Here is a 13,942-nt window from a genome sequence, read left to right as displayed (position 1 = left end):
CTAGCCTCGCGGGGAAACGCCGTAAACACATGAGCAGCACAGCAGAACCATGCCCCGCCGGGAACCCGCCCGGCGCCGAAGCGCAACGCGGGCTGATGGCCGCCCGCCGCCGCGCCATCCTCAGCGTGCTGGGCGCGGCCGCGACCTTCGCGCTCGCCGCCGTCGCCGTGAAGGCCCTGCAGGGCGCGATCCCGGTGATGCAGGTCATCCTGTTCCGCAATCTCTTCGCCATCCCGCCGCTCTTCCTGCTGGCCATGGCCACCGCGCCGGCGGGCGGGCCGAGGGGGTTCGGGCTGCTGGCCACGCGTCGGCCCTGGTCCCATGCCCAGCGCATCCTCTATGGCCTGATCGGCATGTTCGGCAGCTTCTACGGCTACATGCACCTGCCGCTGGCCACCGTGACGGCGCTCGGCTTCACCATGCCGCTCTTCCTCACCGCGCTGTCCATCCCGCTGCTCGGCGAGAAGGTGGGCTGGCGGCGCGCCAGCGCCGTGGCGGTGGGCTTCCTCGGCGTGCTGCTCATCATCCGCCCAGGCTCGGGCACGGGTCCGGGGACGGGGGAGACGGCGCTGCCGATGCTGGCCGTGCTGGCGGGGGCGGTGGCCTGGGCGCTGGCCATGATCACCATCCGCCGCATGGGGGCGAACGGGGAATCCGGGGCCACCATCGTGCTGTGGTTCGCGCTCGGCGGCACGCTGGTGGGCGGCGCCGCGGCGATACCGGGCTGGGTCTGGCCGGATGCGACGCAATGGGCCCTTCTGGCGGCGGTGGGGCTGATCTCCGCCCTGGCGCAACTGCTCATGACGGCGGCCTATCGCGGCGGCGAGACCACGCTGGTCGCGCCCTTCGAGTATTCCGGCATCCTCTGGACGATGAGCTTCGGCCTGTTCTTCTGGGGGGAGTGGCCGGTGGCGCTGGATCTGGCGGGAATCGCCGTGCTCATCGCCTCCGGCCTCTATATCTGGCACCGCGAGACCCGCGTGCTGCCCGCCGCCCGCGCCCAGGCCGCGGGGGCGGCCAACCCGCCTCAGGCCAGCCGCTTGGCGAACCAGAAACGGTCGTGACCGGCCGGCCGGCCTTCCAGCCGGCCGATCTCGGCATAGCCCAGGCCGCGGTAGAAGTCCGGCGCCTGGAAGCTGCTGCTGTGCAGGTGCACGCCGACACCACCCCGCGCCCGCGTCCAGTCCTCGGCGGCGGCCAGGAGGCGGCGGCCGATGCCCTGGCCGCGCAGCCCGGCATCGACCCAGAGCTTGTCCACATAGAGCCAGTCCAGCGCGTACTCCGCCACGAGCCCGGCCTGGACGGCGCCATCCGCGCCGCGCCAGACCAGGCAGAGAGGCGCCCGCTCGCGGGCATCGGCCCGCTCCGGCAGGGCGCCGGCGCGATGCTCGAGCAGGCCGGCCAGGACAGCCCGCTCCTCCGGCCCGCCGGGCTCGGCGATCTCCAGCCCGCTCATCCGCCGAAGCGCCCCCAGCCGGCCACCACCACCGTCAGCAGGCCCAGCGCAAGATTGGCCGTGACCAGCTTGCGGACCTTGTCGGCGGCCAGGGCGGCGGCCTCGTCACGCCTTTCGGCCAGGGCCGTCCGCATCGCCTTCCAGGGACCGAAGAAGACCGCCAGGAAGACCGCGGACATCAGCAATCCCGTCAGGTGCATGACGTGCACATGCCAGCCGGTGCCGGCGAAGCCGCCATACCAGCCGAAGAGCAGCGCATAGCCGGTGGCCAGCATGACCGGCATGGCATGCCAGACCACCAGGAAGAAGCGCCGGTGGGTGCCGGCGAGCACCTGCAGCCGCTGCGGCCCCGGCAACCCGGCCAGGCTCGGCCGCAGCGCCAGGATGGCGAAGGCCATGCCCCCCACCCAGAGCACGGCACCCAGCAGGTGCAGCACGTAGATCAGCGTCATTCCCGTCATCATCGTCCCTTCCCGTCCCGCTCCTGCGCGGCGCGCAGGACGGCGCGGGTCACCGCCCGCGCCTCCGTGGCCGCCGTACCACGGGGCGCCGCCTCCGCCACCCCCAGCCCCTGGGCGAAGGCGCTGGCGAAGGCGGTCCGGTTGCCCAGCGCGGGCTCCAGCAGCGGCAGGCCGCGGGCCCGGATCTGGGCGATGACCTCATCCCGCAGCCGGCCGCTGGACGGCACCCGGTTGAGCACCAGCAGGGCGCGCCGGCCCTCCGCGGCGGCGAGGTCGAGCGTGCCCTGCATGGCCCAGAGGTCGGCCGGCGAGGGCTGCAGCGGCACCAGGACCAGATCCGCCGCGCGCATGGCGATCCGGGCATCGGTGTCGGCATGCGGCGGCGTGTCCAGGATCAGAACCTCGCTCTCCGCCTTCATCCGGTCGAGCGTCGCCGGCACGCGCCAGCCGGACGGCGCCTCGAAGGCCAGCGGCGCCGCCTCGGCGCGGCCCTGGCGCTCCTGGTGCCAGCGGGCCAGGCTCTGCTGCGGATCGGTGTCGAGCAGCGCCACCCGGGCGCCTTCCCGCGCCAGGGTGGTGGCCAGCGTCGCCGCCAGGGTGGACTTCCCGGCACCGCCCTTGCGCTGCGCGACCGTCACCACGAAGGCCATGGCGTGATTCCCCTCACTGTGCCGCCGCCATCCTGCCCGCGATGCGGCCCGGCGGCCAGCGATCCGCCGCCGCCGAAAGCGGGGCGCCGGCATGGACGCGGCGCCCGCGGCACCCCACACTTCGGGCGAACCGTTTGGAGGCTTGCGGCGATGACGATCGAGGACGTGACCCCCCGGGCCAGCTACGAGGCCCTGCACGACGATCCGGAGGCCATGCTGGTGGATGTGCGGACCGACGCGGAATGGACCTTCGTCGGGCTGGCCGACCTGTCGGAGGCAGGGAAGCAGCCGGTGCTGATCCCCTGGCAGCTCTATCCGTCGATGCAGGTCAACACCGCCTTCGCCGAGCATCTCCGCAAGGCCGGGCTGACGCCGCTGAACAAGCTCTACTTCCTCTGCCGCTCGGGGGCCCGCAGCCTGGCCGCCGCGCAGGCGGCCCGGGCGGCCGGCTTCGCCCAGTCCTTCAACGTCGCGGACGGCTTCGAGGGGCCACCGGATGCCGAGGGTCATCGCGGCATGGTGGCGGGCTGGAAGGCGGAGGGCCTGCCCTGGCGCCAGCGTTGAGCCACCCGCGCCGACGTCATGCCAGTTTCACCCCCGGCACCCGCGCTTCCGCCTAGCTTCCGCACCTGAGCTATGCCGCCGCCAGGGCGGAAGAGGAAGAGAGGCCATGGATACGATACCGGGTGTCGGTGAACAGGTGCTGGAAGGGCTGGAGGCCGCGCCCGGGCCTGCAGCCCTGCATGCGGTGCTGGCGCGGCTGATGACGGCGCTGGAGGAGGAGGCCTCCGCCACCGGCGAGGCCTGGGCCCTGTCCGGCCCGCGCGCGGAGGTCATTCCGGGGGCGCGAAACCTGGCCCGCTACCTGGCGCTGCGCCGGCGTGATCTGCGGCCGTTGCAGCGGGCGTTGATGCCGCTCGGCCTGTCCTCGCTGGGCCGGCTGGAGAGCCGGGTGGTGCCGAGCCTGCAGGCGGTGCGGGCGACGCTCGCCGTGCTTGCCGGCCTGCCGCAGCCCACCCGGCCGAGCATTGAGGACTTCTTCGCCGGGGAGAAGGCGCTCGCCCGGCACACCGCGCAGATCCTGGGTGAGGCCACGCCGCAGCGCCCGGTCGGCCTGCTCGTCACCTGCCCCTCCGAAGCGGCCGAGGCGCCCGACTTCCTGCTGGCCCTGGCGCGGCGCGGGGTGGAGGCAGTGCGTATCAACTGCGCGCATGACGACGCGGCCGCCTGGCTCCGCATGATCGGCCACGTGCGCAACGCTGAGGCGGTGACCGGACATCGGATGCGGGTGCTGATGGATCTGGCCGGCCCCAAGATCCGCACCGGGGTGCTGCGCCTGCCGAAGGAGGACAGGCGCGTGCGGCTCGGCGCGCTACTGGCCGTCGTCCCGCCCGGCGGGCTGGACGACCTGCCGCTGGACTTCACCGACTTCGCCGCCGAGTGCAGCCTCGCCGAGGCGGTCGGCATGGTCGAGCCCGGCCAGCGGGTGTTCGTCGATGACGGCAAGATCGGCGCCGTGGTGGAGCGGACCGAGCCCTGGGGGCTGGTCGCCCGCGTCACCCATGTGCCGGAGGACGGGGCGAAGCTGAAGGAGGAGAAGGGGCTCAATTTCCCAGATACCGCGCTGCGCTGCGCCGCCCTGAGCGCCAAGGACCATGAGGACCTCGACGTCGTCGCCCGCCATGCGGACGGTATCGGCTATTCCTTCGTGCAGTCGGGCGAGGATGTGCGCCTGCTGCAGCAGGAGCTGGCGGCGCGGCGCCCGGAGGACTGGCGCACCCTCTCGCTGGTACTCAAGGTGGAGACGACGCGAGCCGTCCGGGCCCTGCCGGAGATCGTGATGCGGGCCGCGGCGCAGCAGCCGACGGCGATCATGATCGCGCGCGGCGATCTCGCCGTGGAGATCGGCTTCGAGCGGATGGCCGAAATGCAGGAGGAGATCCTCTGGCTCGGCGAGGCGGCGCATATCCCGGTGATCTGGGCGACGCAGGTGCTGGAGAGCCTGGTGAAGAACGGCAAGCCGGTGCGCGGGGAGATGACCGACGCCGCCATGGCGGCGCGGGCGGAATGCATCATGCTGAACAAGGGTCCGCATCTCTTCGCGGCGATCGACGCGCTCGACGTCCTGCTGCGCCGCATGGGCGAGCATCAGCGCAAGAAGACCCCGCAGCTCCGCCGCCTGACCAGCTGGTAAGAAGCGGAGCCGCGGGAGGGTCAGTGCCCCCGGGCCTTGCGGGTCTCGGCGGCCTTGCGGGCGCTGGCTGAGCGCTCCGCCGCGGGACGCTCGGCCGAGGCCTTGCCGCCCAGCTCGCCGCCACGATGCGAGGCGGCGTTGCTGTCGGCATGCCCCCGGCCGGAGCCGCTTTTCTTTCCGCCGCCCTCGTCCTTGTTCACCGTGGCCCAGGCACGGCGCTCGGCCTCCTCCTCGGGGACGCCACGCGCCTCGTAGCTTTCCTCGATGTGCTCGGCCTTGCGCTTCTGCTTGTCGGTATAGGCGGATTTGTCGCCGCGCGGCATGACGTCTGCCCTCCTTGCCTGTGGCATCCGGAGGAGAAACGCGCCAGCGGCGGCGGGTTTGCCTCAGCCGCAGTCGGGCGTGTGCTCGGTCGGGTCGTATCCCGGCAGGCCCGGCACGCCATAGCCGGGGAAGACCACGTTCTCGGCATCCTCCGGACCGGGCTTCACGCCGAACCACTTCTCCGACAGCGCCGCCACGGTGCCGTCCTTCTTCAGGCATTCCAGGGCGTTCTCGACCGACTTGCGCAGCTCCGCATTGTCCTTGCGGAAGGGTGCCGCCCAGTGGGCGCGGGTCTCCTTGATGGTGAAGTCGGGGACCAGCAGGGGCGCGCGGGTGGCCGCGTAGCGGATGGTGGTGTTCCCGCCCAGTGTGGCGAAGACGCGGCCGGCGATCACCGCCTGAACCGCATCGGGCTGGCTGTCGAAGGTCTGCACGGTGAAGCCATACTTCGCCGCGTTGGCCTGCGCCCAGGCGTCATAGGCCGAGCCCTTGTTCACCGCGATGGCCTTGCCCCGCACATCGTCGAGCGAGGTGATCGGCGTCGTGCCCTTGCGGATGCCGAACTGGTACTCGGTGTAGAGGTAGCCCTCGGTGAAGAGCAGGTTCTCCGCCCGCTCCGGCGTGACCGTGACCGGGGCGGCGAGGAAATCGTAGCGCCCGGCGTTCAGCGCCGGCACCAGGCCGGAGAAGCTGGCGCTGTCGATGGTGATGGGACGGCCCATCTTCTTGGCCACCGCCGTGAAGAGATCCACGTTGAAGCCCTGCACCCCGCCATCGAGCTTGGGAAAGGCATGCGGCGCGAAGGTGCCGTCCACCGCCGTGCGCAGGGGCTGCTGCGCCTGGGCGGTGCCGGCGAGGAAGGGCGCCGCCAGGAGGAGGGCGAAGGTGAAGGAACGCATAGACGGGTGATCTCCCTGTTGGATCGGTGGTCCGGCCCGGTGGCCCACCGGCCCCGGCCCGCGGGGGATGAGTCCGCGGGCGGGGCCGGCAGGCATGTGCGAAAGCCGGCGTTTGCAAGAAGCATGCAACAGGGAGGAGGGCGAAGGAATGCCCCCTGGAATGTCCCTTGGGCGAAGCGTCAGGCCGCCGCGGCGAATTCCGGGTAAAGACCCAGCAGCCCCGCCTCGGAGGCCTCGCAGCGGCCGCGCTCGGTGATCAGGCCGGTGACCAGGCGCGCCGGCGTCACGTCGAAGGCGGGATTGGCGCCGGCGCTGCCGGGGGCGGCGGTCCGCACCGTCTCGATCCGCCCGTCCCAGGTCTGGCCGGTGGTCTCCAGCACCTCGCGCGCGTCGCGCTCCTCGATCGGGATTTCCCGCAGCCCGTCGCGCACCGCCATGTCCAGGGTGGAATGGGGCAGCGCCACCCAGAAGGGCACCTCGTTGTCGCGGGCCGCCAGCGCCTTCAGATAGGTGCCGATCTTGTTGGCGACATCGCCCTGCCGGGTAACCCGGTCGGTGCCCACCAGGACGATGTCCACCTCGCCATGCTGCATCAGGTGGCCGCCGGCATTGTCGGCGATGACGGTGTGCGGCACGCCATGCCGGCCCAGCTCCCAGGCGGTCAGCGCCGAGCCCTGGTTGCGCGGCCGGGTCTCGTCCACCCAGACATGCACCGGCAGACCGGCATCATGCGCCTGATAGACCACCGAGAGCGCCGTGCCGTAGTCCACGGTGGCGATCCAGCCGGTGTTGCAATGGGTCAGCACATGGACCGGCCTGCCCGGTCTGCGGGCGGCGATCGCCTGCAACAGGGGCAGGCCATGCTGGCCGATGCGGCGGCAGGTCTCGACATCATCCTCGGCGATGGCGGCGGCGGCGGCATAGGCGGCATCGGCCCGCCGGGGTGCGGGCAGCGGCCGCAGCGCCTCCAGCATGCGGGCCAGGGCCCAGCGCAGGTTGATGGCCGTGGGACGCGTCCGGCCCAGCATGGCGGCGGCCCCCTCCAGCCCGGTGTCCGAGGCATCGCGCCGCAGCGCCAGCGCCAGCCCGTAGGCCGCGACCGCCCCGATCAGCGGCGCGCCGCGCACCTGCATGGTCTTGATCGCCTGCGCCACCTGCTTCTCGTCGGTCAGGCGCAGGATCTCCACCGCCCAGGGCAGCCGGGTCTGGTCGAGGATGCGGATCGACCAGCCATCCTCGGGATCCACCCAGACACTGCGATAGGGGACGCCGTCGATCTTCATCAGGCTGCACTCCGTGCGTGGTGGCCGCGCGCGCGGGCGGGTTCGGTGCGGCATATAAGGGGTTCCGGCCCGCCCGCGGCATGCGGCCTCCAGGGACCAGCCCCGTCCGGCGGTCGGACCCCCGATTGGACCCCTGGCGGTCAGATCCTCTGGTGCAGCGCGCAGACCAGGGTGAAGAGGCGCCGCGAGGTCTCGAAATCCAGCGTGACGCGCCCATCAAGCCGCTCGCGCAGCAGCTCGGCGCCTTCGTTGTGCAGGCCGCGGCGGCCCATGTCGATGGCCTGGATGCGGGCCTCCGAACCGCCCTCGGTCACCGCCTGCTCATGGCTCGCCACCACCATGTGGTAATCCTTGATCAGCCGGCGGAAGGGGCCGAGGGCCAGGGCGATGAGGCGCAGCGGCGTCTCCGCGGCATCGCGGATGTCCAGGATCAGCCGCCCGTCGCGCACCTCGAGGTGCAGCACGTAGGGGCCCGGCGGCAGGCCGGCCGGATCGAAGCTGTTCCCCGCCAGCAGATCCATGACGGCCTGGGAGCGGTCGGCCTCGGCGTAGGGATTGGGCAGCGGCGCGTTGTCCGGCAGCGTGATGCTGGCCAGGCGCTGGTCAGCCATGGCCCGTGCCGGGTCTCACGGCGCTGCGCGCGGGGGCGGAGGCGGGGGGCAGGGGCTCCGCCCGCGAATCCCGCGGCCCCTCGCCATCGATGCCGAGGCGCAGCATCCAGCCCACCACCGCGCCCTTGATGGGCGGCAGCAGCGCCATGCAGACCAGGGTGAACAGCGGCAGCCAGACGGCCATGTGCAGCCACATCGGCGGCTCCCAGGCACGCTCCACCAGGAAGATGAAGGGCACCAGCAGGTGGCCGACGAGGAAGATGGTGAAGTAGGGCGGCGCGTCGTCCGCCCTCAGCCGGCCGAGGGCGGCCCCGCAATGGGAGCAGGCCGGGACGACCCGGAGATAGCTCTGGAAGACCTTCCCCTGGCCGCAGGCCGGGCAACGGTTCATCGCGCCGCGCAGCAGCATGGTGGTCATGGGCGGAAGGGCGGCCGGGCCAGGGCTCGCGCGATCGGGTTCCCAGCGTCGGGTCTGATGATCCATCGAGGTGTTCCTGGCTTGTCGTTCTTCAGCACCGCCGCATGCGGCGGGAATTCCGTGTGCACTGCAGTATCGGCCTGGGGAGCCCCGGCGATCAAGCACGACCTGCCGCCCCGTGTCCTGGCACCTTGTCTCCGGCATCTTGTTTCCGGCGACGAGGAGCCGGATGTTACGCAGATGGGCCATCGCATCCTCGTCATCAACCCGAACAGCTCGGAAAGCTGCACCCGCGGCATCGCCGAGAGCCTGCGGCCGCTGGTCATGCCCGGCGCGCCGCCCTTTGAGACCGTGTCGCTTCCCGGAGGGCCGCCGGCCATCGTGAACTGGCGCGACTGGTACGCGGTGGCGGAGCCGCTCTGCCGCCTGGTCGAGGCCGAGCCGGCCGCCGCCTATATCATCGCCTGCGTCTCGGACCCCGGGCTCGAGGCGGTCCGCATGACGACCGCCCGGCCGGTGTTCGGCCCGTTCCGCAGCGCCGTGGCCAGCGCCCTGGCGCGGGCCGAGCGCTTCGGCGTCATCGCCTTCGTCGAGGCCTCGAAGGCCCGGCAGCGGCGGGCGCTCCAGGCCATGGGGGCGGAGGACCGGCTGGCCGCCAGCATCGCCCTCAACCTGCCGATGGAGACGCTGACCGAACCCTTGGCGGCCCGGCAGGCGCTCTGCGATACCGCGCGCCGGCTGGTCGACTCCGGGGCCGAGGCGGTGATCCTGGGCTGCGCCGGCATGGCGGGACACCGGGCCGCGGTGGAGGCGGCGGTCGGCGTGCCGGTGATCGAGCCATGCCAGGCGGCCGCCATGCAGGCCCTGCTGGCGGTGGCGGCCTAGCGCGGGGCCAGCTCCTGCTCCACCAGGCTGGCCCAGAAGGCGATGCCGGAGGGCAGGATGGCATCGTTGAAGTCATAGCGGGGGTGGTGGGTGCCGAAGTTCTCCCGGCCCTCCGCCACCTGGCCCAGCCGGATGAAGCAGCCGGGCACGGCCTGGGCCATATAGGCGAAGTCCTCGCCGCCCATGGTCGGCGGCCGCTCGCGCACCAGGCGCTCCTCCCCCGCCAGGGCGGCGGCGGCGAGGCGGGCGCGCTCCACCGGGCCGTCGCTGTTCACCACCGGCGGATAGCCGCGCACATAGGTGATCTCGGCGCGCACGCCGTGCGCGGCGGCGGTGGCGGCGATCACCTCCCGGAGCTGCCGCTCGACCGCGTCGCGCGTCTCGGGCAGCAGGGTGCGTACGGTGCCGGTGACGGTCACCTCCTCCGGGATCACGTTGCGCGCCGAGCCGCCATGGATCGTGCAGAGCGAGACCACGGCGGAATCCAGCGGGTTGGTATGGCGGCTGACCACCGTCTGCGCGGCCACGATGACATGGGCGGCGGCGACCACGGGATCGATCGCCAGATGCGGCCGGGCGGCGTGGCCGCCCTTGCCGAGGAGGCGGATGTCGATCGAATCCGCCGCCGCGTTGGTGGTGCCGCGGGTGATGACGAAGGTGCCGGCCGGGGTACCGGAATCATTGTGGATGCCGAAGACGGCGTCGCAGGGGAAGCGGGCGAAGAGGCCCTCCTTCACCATCACCTCGCCCCCGCCGCCATCCTCCTCGGCGGGCTGGAAGATGAAATGCACCGTGCCCTCGAAGTCGCGCGTCCCGGCCAGGTACTTCGCGGCGCCGAGCAGCATCGAGGTATGCCCGTCATGGCCGCAGGCATGCATCCGGCCCGCCACGGTGGAGGCATGGGGCAGGCCGGTGATCTCCTGCATCGGCAGCGCATCCATGTCGGCGCGCAGCCCGATGGCGCGGCCGGCATTGGCACCTGCCGCGCCCCCGTGCCGGCCGCGCAGCGTGCCGACCAGCCCGGTGCCGGCGATGCCCCGCGTCACCTCGATGCCCCAGGAGGCCAGCTTCTCGGCCACCAGCGCGCTGGTGCGGTGCTCCTCGAAGGCCAGCTCGGGGTGGGCGTGGATGTCGCGCCGCCACCCCGTGGCCTCGGCGGCGATGGCGGTGACGAGGGGATCGGTTTCATTCGGCATCGGCAGGCTCCGCGATCAACAGGGGAGGGGGAAGCTGGCGCCACCCGTCGCAGGACCGTCATAGGGCAGGATCCGCCGGGGACAAGGCGCCGGCGATCCCTCCCCGCGATCAATCATCATCGTCATCATCCCCGCGATCGCCGCGCCGGCGCCGGCCGCGGCGATCGTCGTCGTCGTCATCGTCGTCGTCGCGGTCGCGGCGGCGATCGTCCCGCCCGCGCCGGTCATCATCGTCGTCGTCGCGCGAGCCCCGGGCCTCGCGGCCGGGCCAGGGACGCCGCCGGCCATCATCATCATCATCGTCATCCGCCCGGGCCAGGGCAGGGGATAGCAGCAGCGCGGTCAGCAGGCCGGCGCCGAGGCGGCGGCGGGACGTGGAATGGGACATGGTCACCTCCTGCCACGAAGACTGGCCGCCAGGTCTGGCGAGGATGCGGCGGCGCCCGCCCGGATTCCGCCCCGATTGGCGCGACCCGGGCGGCGTGGTCCGCGTGCTATTCCGCCGCCCGCGCCGCCGGCCGCCATTCCGCCGGCGGCTCGCTGCCCACCTGGTCCAGGATGCGGCCATAGGCCTCCGGACGGCGGTGGGCGGCGAAGTTGAAGATGGTGGTGCGCCCCAGGGTGCACTGGTCGAGATTGCAATCGGCCACGATCAGCTCATCGTCCCAGGTCGTCGCCTGGGCGATGATCTCCCCCTGCGGATTGACGATGATGGAATGGCCGAACAGCTCGTTGCCGTCCTCCACGCCCGCCTTGGCGACACCGGCGGCGAAGCAGGCATTCTGGTAGCAGCCGGCGCGGATCGAGAGATGGCTGTGCTCGACACGCAGGTGATGCGCCTCGAAGCCGCGTGCATCCTGGTTGATGGAGGGGGTGTTGTAGCCCAGCATCACCAGCTCGACCTGCTGCAGGCCGAGCACCCGCCAGGCTTCCGGCCAGCGCCGGTCGTTGCAGATCAGCATGCCGATGTTCACCGGGCCGGCCTGGCCGATCGGGGCGCGGACCACCGGGAAGCCCAGGTTGCCCACCTCGAAGTAGCGCTTCTCCAGGTGCTGGACCTTGCGCTTCGGGTCGAAGTCCCGGTGTCCGGGCAGATGCACCTTGCGGTACTTCAGCACCACCTCGCCCGAGGGATGCACGTAGACGGCGGTGTTGAAGTGCCGCTTGCGCACCGCACCGGTCTCGTCCGCCTCGTGGGCGATCTCGGCGAAGCCCAGGTGGAAGCCGATGTTGAACCGCCGCGCCGCCTCGAACAGCGGCGCCGTCTCGTTCGAGGGCAGCGCCTGCTCGTACCAGTGGTCGGCCGCGTTGATGTCCTCCTCGTACCAGCGCGGGAAGAAGGTGGTCAGCGCCAGCTCGGGGAAGACGACAACCTCGGCGCCGCGCAGATGCGCGCGCTCCATCAGCCGCACCATGCGGCCGACGGCGACGTCGCGCCCCTCGGACTTCTGGATCGGGCCGAGCTGCGCGGCGGCAAGGGTGAGGAGGCGGGGCATGCGATCGGATCTCCGGTCAGTTGGTGGCGGGCGGCAGCGGGTCGAGGAAATCGGCGCCGTAATCCTCCTGGACCTCGGCGACGGCCTGCATGAAGGCGCTGTCCCAGGCATCCTCCAGAGCGTCCATGAGCGCCTCGGCGGCGGCCGCGCTCTTCAGCATGGCCACGCGCTCGCGGCCGGCGATCCAGACGGCGAAGCTGCCATCCTTCTCCTCGCGGATCTCAAACATCCTCAGGCTCCTCTCTCGGGCCTCTCGGGCGGGGGCACAGGCGGCGGGGCGGTGTCGGGCGCGGGCTCGCGCGGGGTCAGCAGGCCGTAAGCCAGGCGGCCGGCCAGCACGGCGACGAGGCCGCCGCCGAGCGCCAGCGGCAGGCTGGTCCCCGGGCCGGTGAACCAGATCCAGAGGGCGAAGGCCCCGAGGGCGACCAGCGCGACGGCGGCGCCGCGCATCAGAGCGGCACGCTCTCGCGATGCTGGCGCGGCAGGAACCGGCCCTGGCCGGGCCTGGCCGAGACCGTCGTCCCGTCCCAGATGCGGGTGCCGCGCAGATAGGTGGCGGCGACGCGGACCTTCATCGGCCGGCCATGATAGGGCGACCAGCGGGCGTCCTCGCGGTCCTGGATGGAGGCCTCGTCGAAGGTGAACTCGCCCTCCTCCAGAACGGCGAAATCGGCGTCCGCCCCGAGCCGGATGGCGCCCTTGCGCGGCGCCAGGCCGTGGTGGCGGGCGGTGTTCTCGGCGCAGTACCGCGCCATCAGGGTCAGGGGCAGGCCGCGCTCGAGCAGCAGCGTCGCCATCAGCGGCGCGAAGGACTGCATGCCGGTCAGCCCGGCGCCGCAGGCGAAGATGTCGTCGCCGAACTTCCTCGCGCGCGGCCAGGGGGCGTGGTCGGTCGAGACATAGGCGATCCGCCCGTCGATCAGCTCCGCCCACATGCGCTCCACCTCGGCCGCCGTGCGGAAGGGCGGGTTGCACTTGCCGAAGCCCTTGAGGCGGACGAGATCCTCCTCGGTCATGCAGAGATACTGGATGCAGGCCTCGCCGCTGGCGCGACCGCCCATCCCGCGGAAGGCGGCGGCGATCTCGAAGCCGCGGGCGACGGAGGAATGCGCGATGTGCACATGCGCGCCGGTCTCCAGCCCGATCTCGAAGATCTCCAGATCCGCCATGGTCTCGGCCAGCGGCGGCCGGGTGCGGGCGTGCATGATCGGATCGACCCGGCCGCTCGCCCGCGCCTCGGCCGTCAGCCGCTCCACCAACTCCTGGTCCTCGTTGTGGACGGCGACCATCAGGCCGGTCTTCGCGATCTCGCGGAAGGCGGCGGTCATGGTCGGGTGGTCGATGCGCGGAAAGCGCACCGCGTCGTACTCGTAGGTGGACAGCTTGAAGGCCGAGGCGCCGGCCTCGGCCAGCCCGGCGATCGCATCCACCCCGCCTTCCTTGCGGATGGTCCCGTAGAGGGCGACATCGACATGCGACAGGGCGTTCACCGCCTCGACCTTCTCGCGGAAGATCGCGGCGTCGGTCACGGCGCGCGGCACGTCATAAGGCATGTCGCAGACCGTGGTGACGCCGCCGGCGGCGGCCGACATCGTCGCGCCCTCGATGCCGGGCCAGCCGATGGCGCTGCCGGTGTGCATGTGCCCGTCCACCAGGCCGGGCAGGATGAAGCGGCCGGAGTGATCCTCGACGGCCCGGGCCGGCGGCAGCTCGCCCTCGCCGATGGCGGCGATGCTCTCCCCGCGGACGGCGACATAGCCATCCCGCAGGATACCGTCGGGCAGAACGAGGTCACCGCGCAGCACACGGTCATAGGGAAGAGGCATCATATCGGGTCCGGAAAGCGATCAGGGCGACGAGACTAGTCCCGCCGCCCCGTTGCCCTCAACCCGTCCCGGCCGATCGGCGCGCGCAGGCGTCCCTCAGGGCGAGAGGACCATGCAGGGACCGCGCATGGCCTTGCAGGTCCGCTGCGCGTGGCCGGAGGACAGTCCGGTGACCCGTGCGCGCCAGAACAGTTTGCCATCGACACGCACCCGCTCCACCACCACCGTGCCGCCCTGCCGCGC

18 protein-coding genes are annotated in these 13,942 nt (G+C 72.0%); 4 read left to right on the top strand and 14 right to left on the bottom strand.

Annotated elements, in window-relative coordinates:
* The first annotated feature begins 29 nt into the window (after nucleotides 1–29).
* Nucleotides 30–1,064 (top strand): DMT family transporter, encoded by a 1,035-nt coding sequence (locus ACVMLK_RS05165; RefSeq protein ID WP_457485804.1) that lies wholly within the window; start codon nucleotides 30–32, stop codon nucleotides 1,062–1,064.
* On the opposite strand, the gene ACVMLK_RS05160 is transcribed toward ACVMLK_RS05165, so the two are convergent.
* Genes ACVMLK_RS05160 through parA form a run of 3 tightly spaced genes read right to left on the bottom strand, consistent with a single transcriptional unit; the run spans nucleotide 1,028 to nucleotide 2,567 of the window.
* Nucleotides 1,028–1,456 carry a GNAT family N-acetyltransferase gene (locus tag ACVMLK_RS05160; RefSeq protein WP_198364508.1) on the bottom strand — a complete coding sequence of 143 codons (429 nt, stop codon included), beginning with the start codon at nucleotides 1,454–1,456 and terminating at the stop codon, nucleotides 1,028–1,030. The genes ACVMLK_RS05165 and ACVMLK_RS05160 overlap by 37 nt on opposite strands.
* A complete protein-coding gene (locus ACVMLK_RS05155; RefSeq protein ID WP_232476785.1) occupies nucleotides 1,453–1,908 on the bottom strand; it encodes a CopD family protein in 456 nt (151 codons plus the stop codon). The genes ACVMLK_RS05160 and ACVMLK_RS05155 overlap by 4 nt, the downstream gene beginning before the upstream one ends.
* 8 nt (nucleotides 1,909–1,916) lie before the next feature.
* The gene (gene parA, locus ACVMLK_RS05150; protein ID WP_198364509.1) at nucleotides 1,917–2,567 is read right to left on the bottom strand and encodes a ParA family partition ATPase; all 651 of its coding nucleotides are present in this window, start codon (nucleotides 2,565–2,567) and stop codon (nucleotides 1,917–1,919) included.
* Nucleotides 2,568–2,717: 150 nt separating this feature from the next.
* Here parA and ACVMLK_RS05145 point away from each other — a divergent pair, with 150 nt between their 5' ends.
* Both ACVMLK_RS05145 and ACVMLK_RS05140 read left to right on the top strand, forming a co-directional pair.
* Nucleotides 2,718–3,131 carry a rhodanese-like domain-containing protein gene (locus ACVMLK_RS05145; RefSeq protein ID WP_198364510.1) on the top strand — a complete coding sequence of 138 codons (414 nt, stop codon included), beginning with the start codon at nucleotides 2,718–2,720 and terminating at the stop codon, nucleotides 3,129–3,131.
* A gap of 106 nt (nucleotides 3,132–3,237) precedes the next feature.
* The gene (locus ACVMLK_RS05140) at nucleotides 3,238–4,761 is read left to right on the top strand and encodes a pyruvate kinase (RefSeq protein ID WP_232476786.1); all 1,524 of its coding nucleotides are present in this window, start codon (nucleotides 3,238–3,240) and stop codon (nucleotides 4,759–4,761) included.
* Nucleotides 4,762–4,781: 20 nt separating this feature from the next.
* Here ACVMLK_RS05140 and ACVMLK_RS05135 read toward each other — a convergent pair whose 3' ends face one another.
* The 5 genes from ACVMLK_RS05135 to ACVMLK_RS05115 all read right to left on the bottom strand — a co-directional run bounded on the left by ACVMLK_RS05135 (nucleotide 4,782) and on the right by ACVMLK_RS05115 (nucleotide 8,296).
* Entirely contained in the window at nucleotides 4,782–5,084 is a 303-nt protein-coding gene (locus ACVMLK_RS05135; RefSeq protein WP_457485803.1) for a plasmid stabilization protein, read from the bottom strand.
* Between the two features lie 63 nt (nucleotides 5,085–5,147).
* Nucleotides 5,148–5,984 (bottom strand): transporter substrate-binding domain-containing protein, encoded by an 837-nt coding sequence (locus ACVMLK_RS05130; protein ID WP_457485802.1) that lies wholly within the window; start codon nucleotides 5,982–5,984, stop codon nucleotides 5,148–5,150.
* 179 nt (nucleotides 5,985–6,163) lie between these two features.
* Nucleotides 6,164–7,267: an S-methyl-5-thioribose-1-phosphate isomerase gene (gene mtnA / locus ACVMLK_RS05125; RefSeq protein WP_198364513.1), complete on the bottom strand. Its 1,104-nt coding sequence runs from the start codon at nucleotides 7,265–7,267 to the stop codon at nucleotides 6,164–6,166.
* Between the two features lie 140 nt (nucleotides 7,268–7,407).
* Complete coding sequence (locus ACVMLK_RS05120; RefSeq protein ID WP_422921433.1) at nucleotides 7,408–7,878, bottom strand: UPF0262 family protein; 471 nt, start codon at nucleotides 7,876–7,878, stop codon at nucleotides 7,408–7,410.
* Nucleotides 7,871–8,296, bottom strand: a complete 426-nt coding sequence (locus ACVMLK_RS05115; protein WP_457485801.1) for a DUF983 domain-containing protein — start codon at nucleotides 8,294–8,296, stop codon at nucleotides 7,871–7,873. Before ACVMLK_RS05115 ends, ACVMLK_RS05120 begins: the two co-directional genes overlap by 8 nt.
* 240 nt (nucleotides 8,297–8,536) lie before the next feature.
* On the opposite strand from ACVMLK_RS05115, the gene ACVMLK_RS05110 reads away from it, so the two are divergent.
* Nucleotides 8,537–9,181, top strand: a complete 645-nt coding sequence (locus tag ACVMLK_RS05110; protein WP_198364515.1) for an aspartate/glutamate racemase family protein — start codon at nucleotides 8,537–8,539, stop codon at nucleotides 9,179–9,181.
* Here the strand turns inward: ACVMLK_RS05110 and ACVMLK_RS05105 are convergent.
* From ACVMLK_RS05105 to ACVMLK_RS05080, 6 genes are all read right to left on the bottom strand, one after another.
* The gene (locus tag ACVMLK_RS05105; protein ID WP_198364516.1) at nucleotides 9,178–10,377 is read right to left on the bottom strand and encodes a M20 aminoacylase family protein; all 1,200 of its coding nucleotides are present in this window, start codon (nucleotides 10,375–10,377) and stop codon (nucleotides 9,178–9,180) included. The two genes, ACVMLK_RS05110 and ACVMLK_RS05105, sit on opposite strands and share 4 nt — an antisense overlap.
* Nucleotides 10,378–10,392: 15 nt before the next feature.
* On the bottom strand, nucleotides 10,393–10,683 hold the full coding sequence (locus ACVMLK_RS05100) for a hypothetical protein (protein ID WP_457485800.1): 291 nt from the start codon (nucleotides 10,681–10,683) through the stop codon (nucleotides 10,393–10,395).
* A gap of 188 nt (nucleotides 10,684–10,871) precedes the next feature.
* Complete coding sequence (locus tag ACVMLK_RS05095; protein WP_457485799.1) at nucleotides 10,872–11,873, bottom strand: N-carbamoyl-D-amino-acid hydrolase; 1,002 nt, start codon at nucleotides 11,871–11,873, stop codon at nucleotides 10,872–10,874.
* Nucleotides 11,874–11,889: 16 nt separating this feature from the next.
* Nucleotides 11,890–12,102 carry a hypothetical protein gene (locus ACVMLK_RS05090; protein WP_198364519.1) on the bottom strand — a complete coding sequence of 71 codons (213 nt, stop codon included), beginning with the start codon at nucleotides 12,100–12,102 and terminating at the stop codon, nucleotides 11,890–11,892.
* Nucleotides 12,103–12,104: 2 nt separating this feature from the next.
* A complete protein-coding gene (locus tag ACVMLK_RS05085) occupies nucleotides 12,105–12,323 on the bottom strand; it encodes a hypothetical protein (protein ID WP_198364520.1) in 219 nt (72 codons plus the stop codon).
* Entirely contained in the window at nucleotides 12,323–13,702 is a 1,380-nt protein-coding gene (locus ACVMLK_RS05080; RefSeq protein WP_232476788.1) for a dihydroorotase, read from the bottom strand. The genes ACVMLK_RS05085 and ACVMLK_RS05080 overlap by 1 nt, the downstream gene beginning before the upstream one ends.
* Nucleotides 13,703–13,942: the final 240 nt, after the last annotated feature.

The sequence above is a fragment of the Teichococcus aerofrigidensis genome, assembly GCF_054073225.1.
Note: the sequence above shows the minus strand (reverse complement) of the source record. Positions and strands in the feature narration are given on the sequence as shown.

Excerpts from the sequence above, each read along its gene's own strand:
- ACVMLK_RS05130 (WP_457485802.1), bottom strand. The coding sequence starts at position 5,984 with ATGCGTTCCTTCACCTTCGCCCTCCTCCTGGCGGCGCCCTTCCTCGCC.
- ACVMLK_RS05135 (WP_457485803.1), bottom strand. The coding sequence starts at position 5,084 with ATGCCGCGCGGCGACAAATCCGCCTATACCGACAAGCAGAAGCGCAAG.
- ACVMLK_RS05155 (WP_232476785.1), bottom strand. The coding sequence starts at position 1,908 with ATGACGCTGATCTACGTGCTGCACCTGCTGGGTGCCGTGCTCTGGGTG.
- ACVMLK_RS05090 (WP_198364519.1), bottom strand. The coding sequence starts at position 12,102 with ATGTTTGAGATCCGCGAGGAGAAGGATGGCAGCTTCGCCGTCTGGATC.
- ACVMLK_RS05110 (WP_198364515.1), top strand. The coding sequence starts at position 8,537 with ATGGGCCATCGCATCCTCGTCATCAACCCGAACAGCTCGGAAAGCTGC.
- mtnA (WP_198364513.1), bottom strand. The coding sequence starts at position 7,267 with ATGAAGATCGACGGCGTCCCCTATCGCAGTGTCTGGGTGGATCCCGAG.
- ACVMLK_RS05120 (WP_422921433.1), bottom strand. The coding sequence starts at position 7,878 with ATGGCTGACCAGCGCCTGGCCAGCATCACGCTGCCGGACAACGCGCCG.
- ACVMLK_RS05145 (WP_198364510.1), top strand. The coding sequence starts at position 2,718 with ATGACGATCGAGGACGTGACCCCCCGGGCCAGCTACGAGGCCCTGCAC.
- ACVMLK_RS05105 (WP_198364516.1), bottom strand. The coding sequence starts at position 10,377 with ATGCCGAATGAAACCGATCCCCTCGTCACCGCCATCGCCGCCGAGGCC.
- ACVMLK_RS05165 (WP_457485804.1), top strand. The coding sequence starts at position 30 with ATGAGCAGCACAGCAGAACCATGCCCCGCCGGGAACCCGCCCGGCGCC.
- ACVMLK_RS05140 (WP_232476786.1), top strand. The coding sequence starts at position 3,238 with ATGGATACGATACCGGGTGTCGGTGAACAGGTGCTGGAAGGGCTGGAG.
- ACVMLK_RS05080 (WP_232476788.1), bottom strand. The coding sequence starts at position 13,702 with ATGATGCCTCTTCCCTATGACCGTGTGCTGCGCGGTGACCTCGTTCTG.
- ACVMLK_RS05115 (WP_457485801.1), bottom strand. The coding sequence starts at position 8,296 with ATGACCACCATGCTGCTGCGCGGCGCGATGAACCGTTGCCCGGCCTGC.
- ACVMLK_RS05160 (WP_198364508.1), bottom strand. The coding sequence starts at position 1,456 with ATGAGCGGGCTGGAGATCGCCGAGCCCGGCGGGCCGGAGGAGCGGGCT.
- ACVMLK_RS05085 (WP_198364520.1), bottom strand. The coding sequence starts at position 12,323 with ATGCGCGGCGCCGCCGTCGCGCTGGTCGCCCTCGGGGCCTTCGCCCTC.
- parA (WP_198364509.1), bottom strand. The coding sequence starts at position 2,567 with ATGGCCTTCGTGGTGACGGTCGCGCAGCGCAAGGGCGGTGCCGGGAAG.
- ACVMLK_RS05095 (WP_457485799.1), bottom strand. The coding sequence starts at position 11,873 with ATGCCCCGCCTCCTCACCCTTGCCGCCGCGCAGCTCGGCCCGATCCAG.
- ACVMLK_RS05100 (WP_457485800.1), bottom strand. The coding sequence starts at position 10,683 with ATGACGATGATGATGATGATGGCCGGCGGCGTCCCTGGCCCGGCCGCG.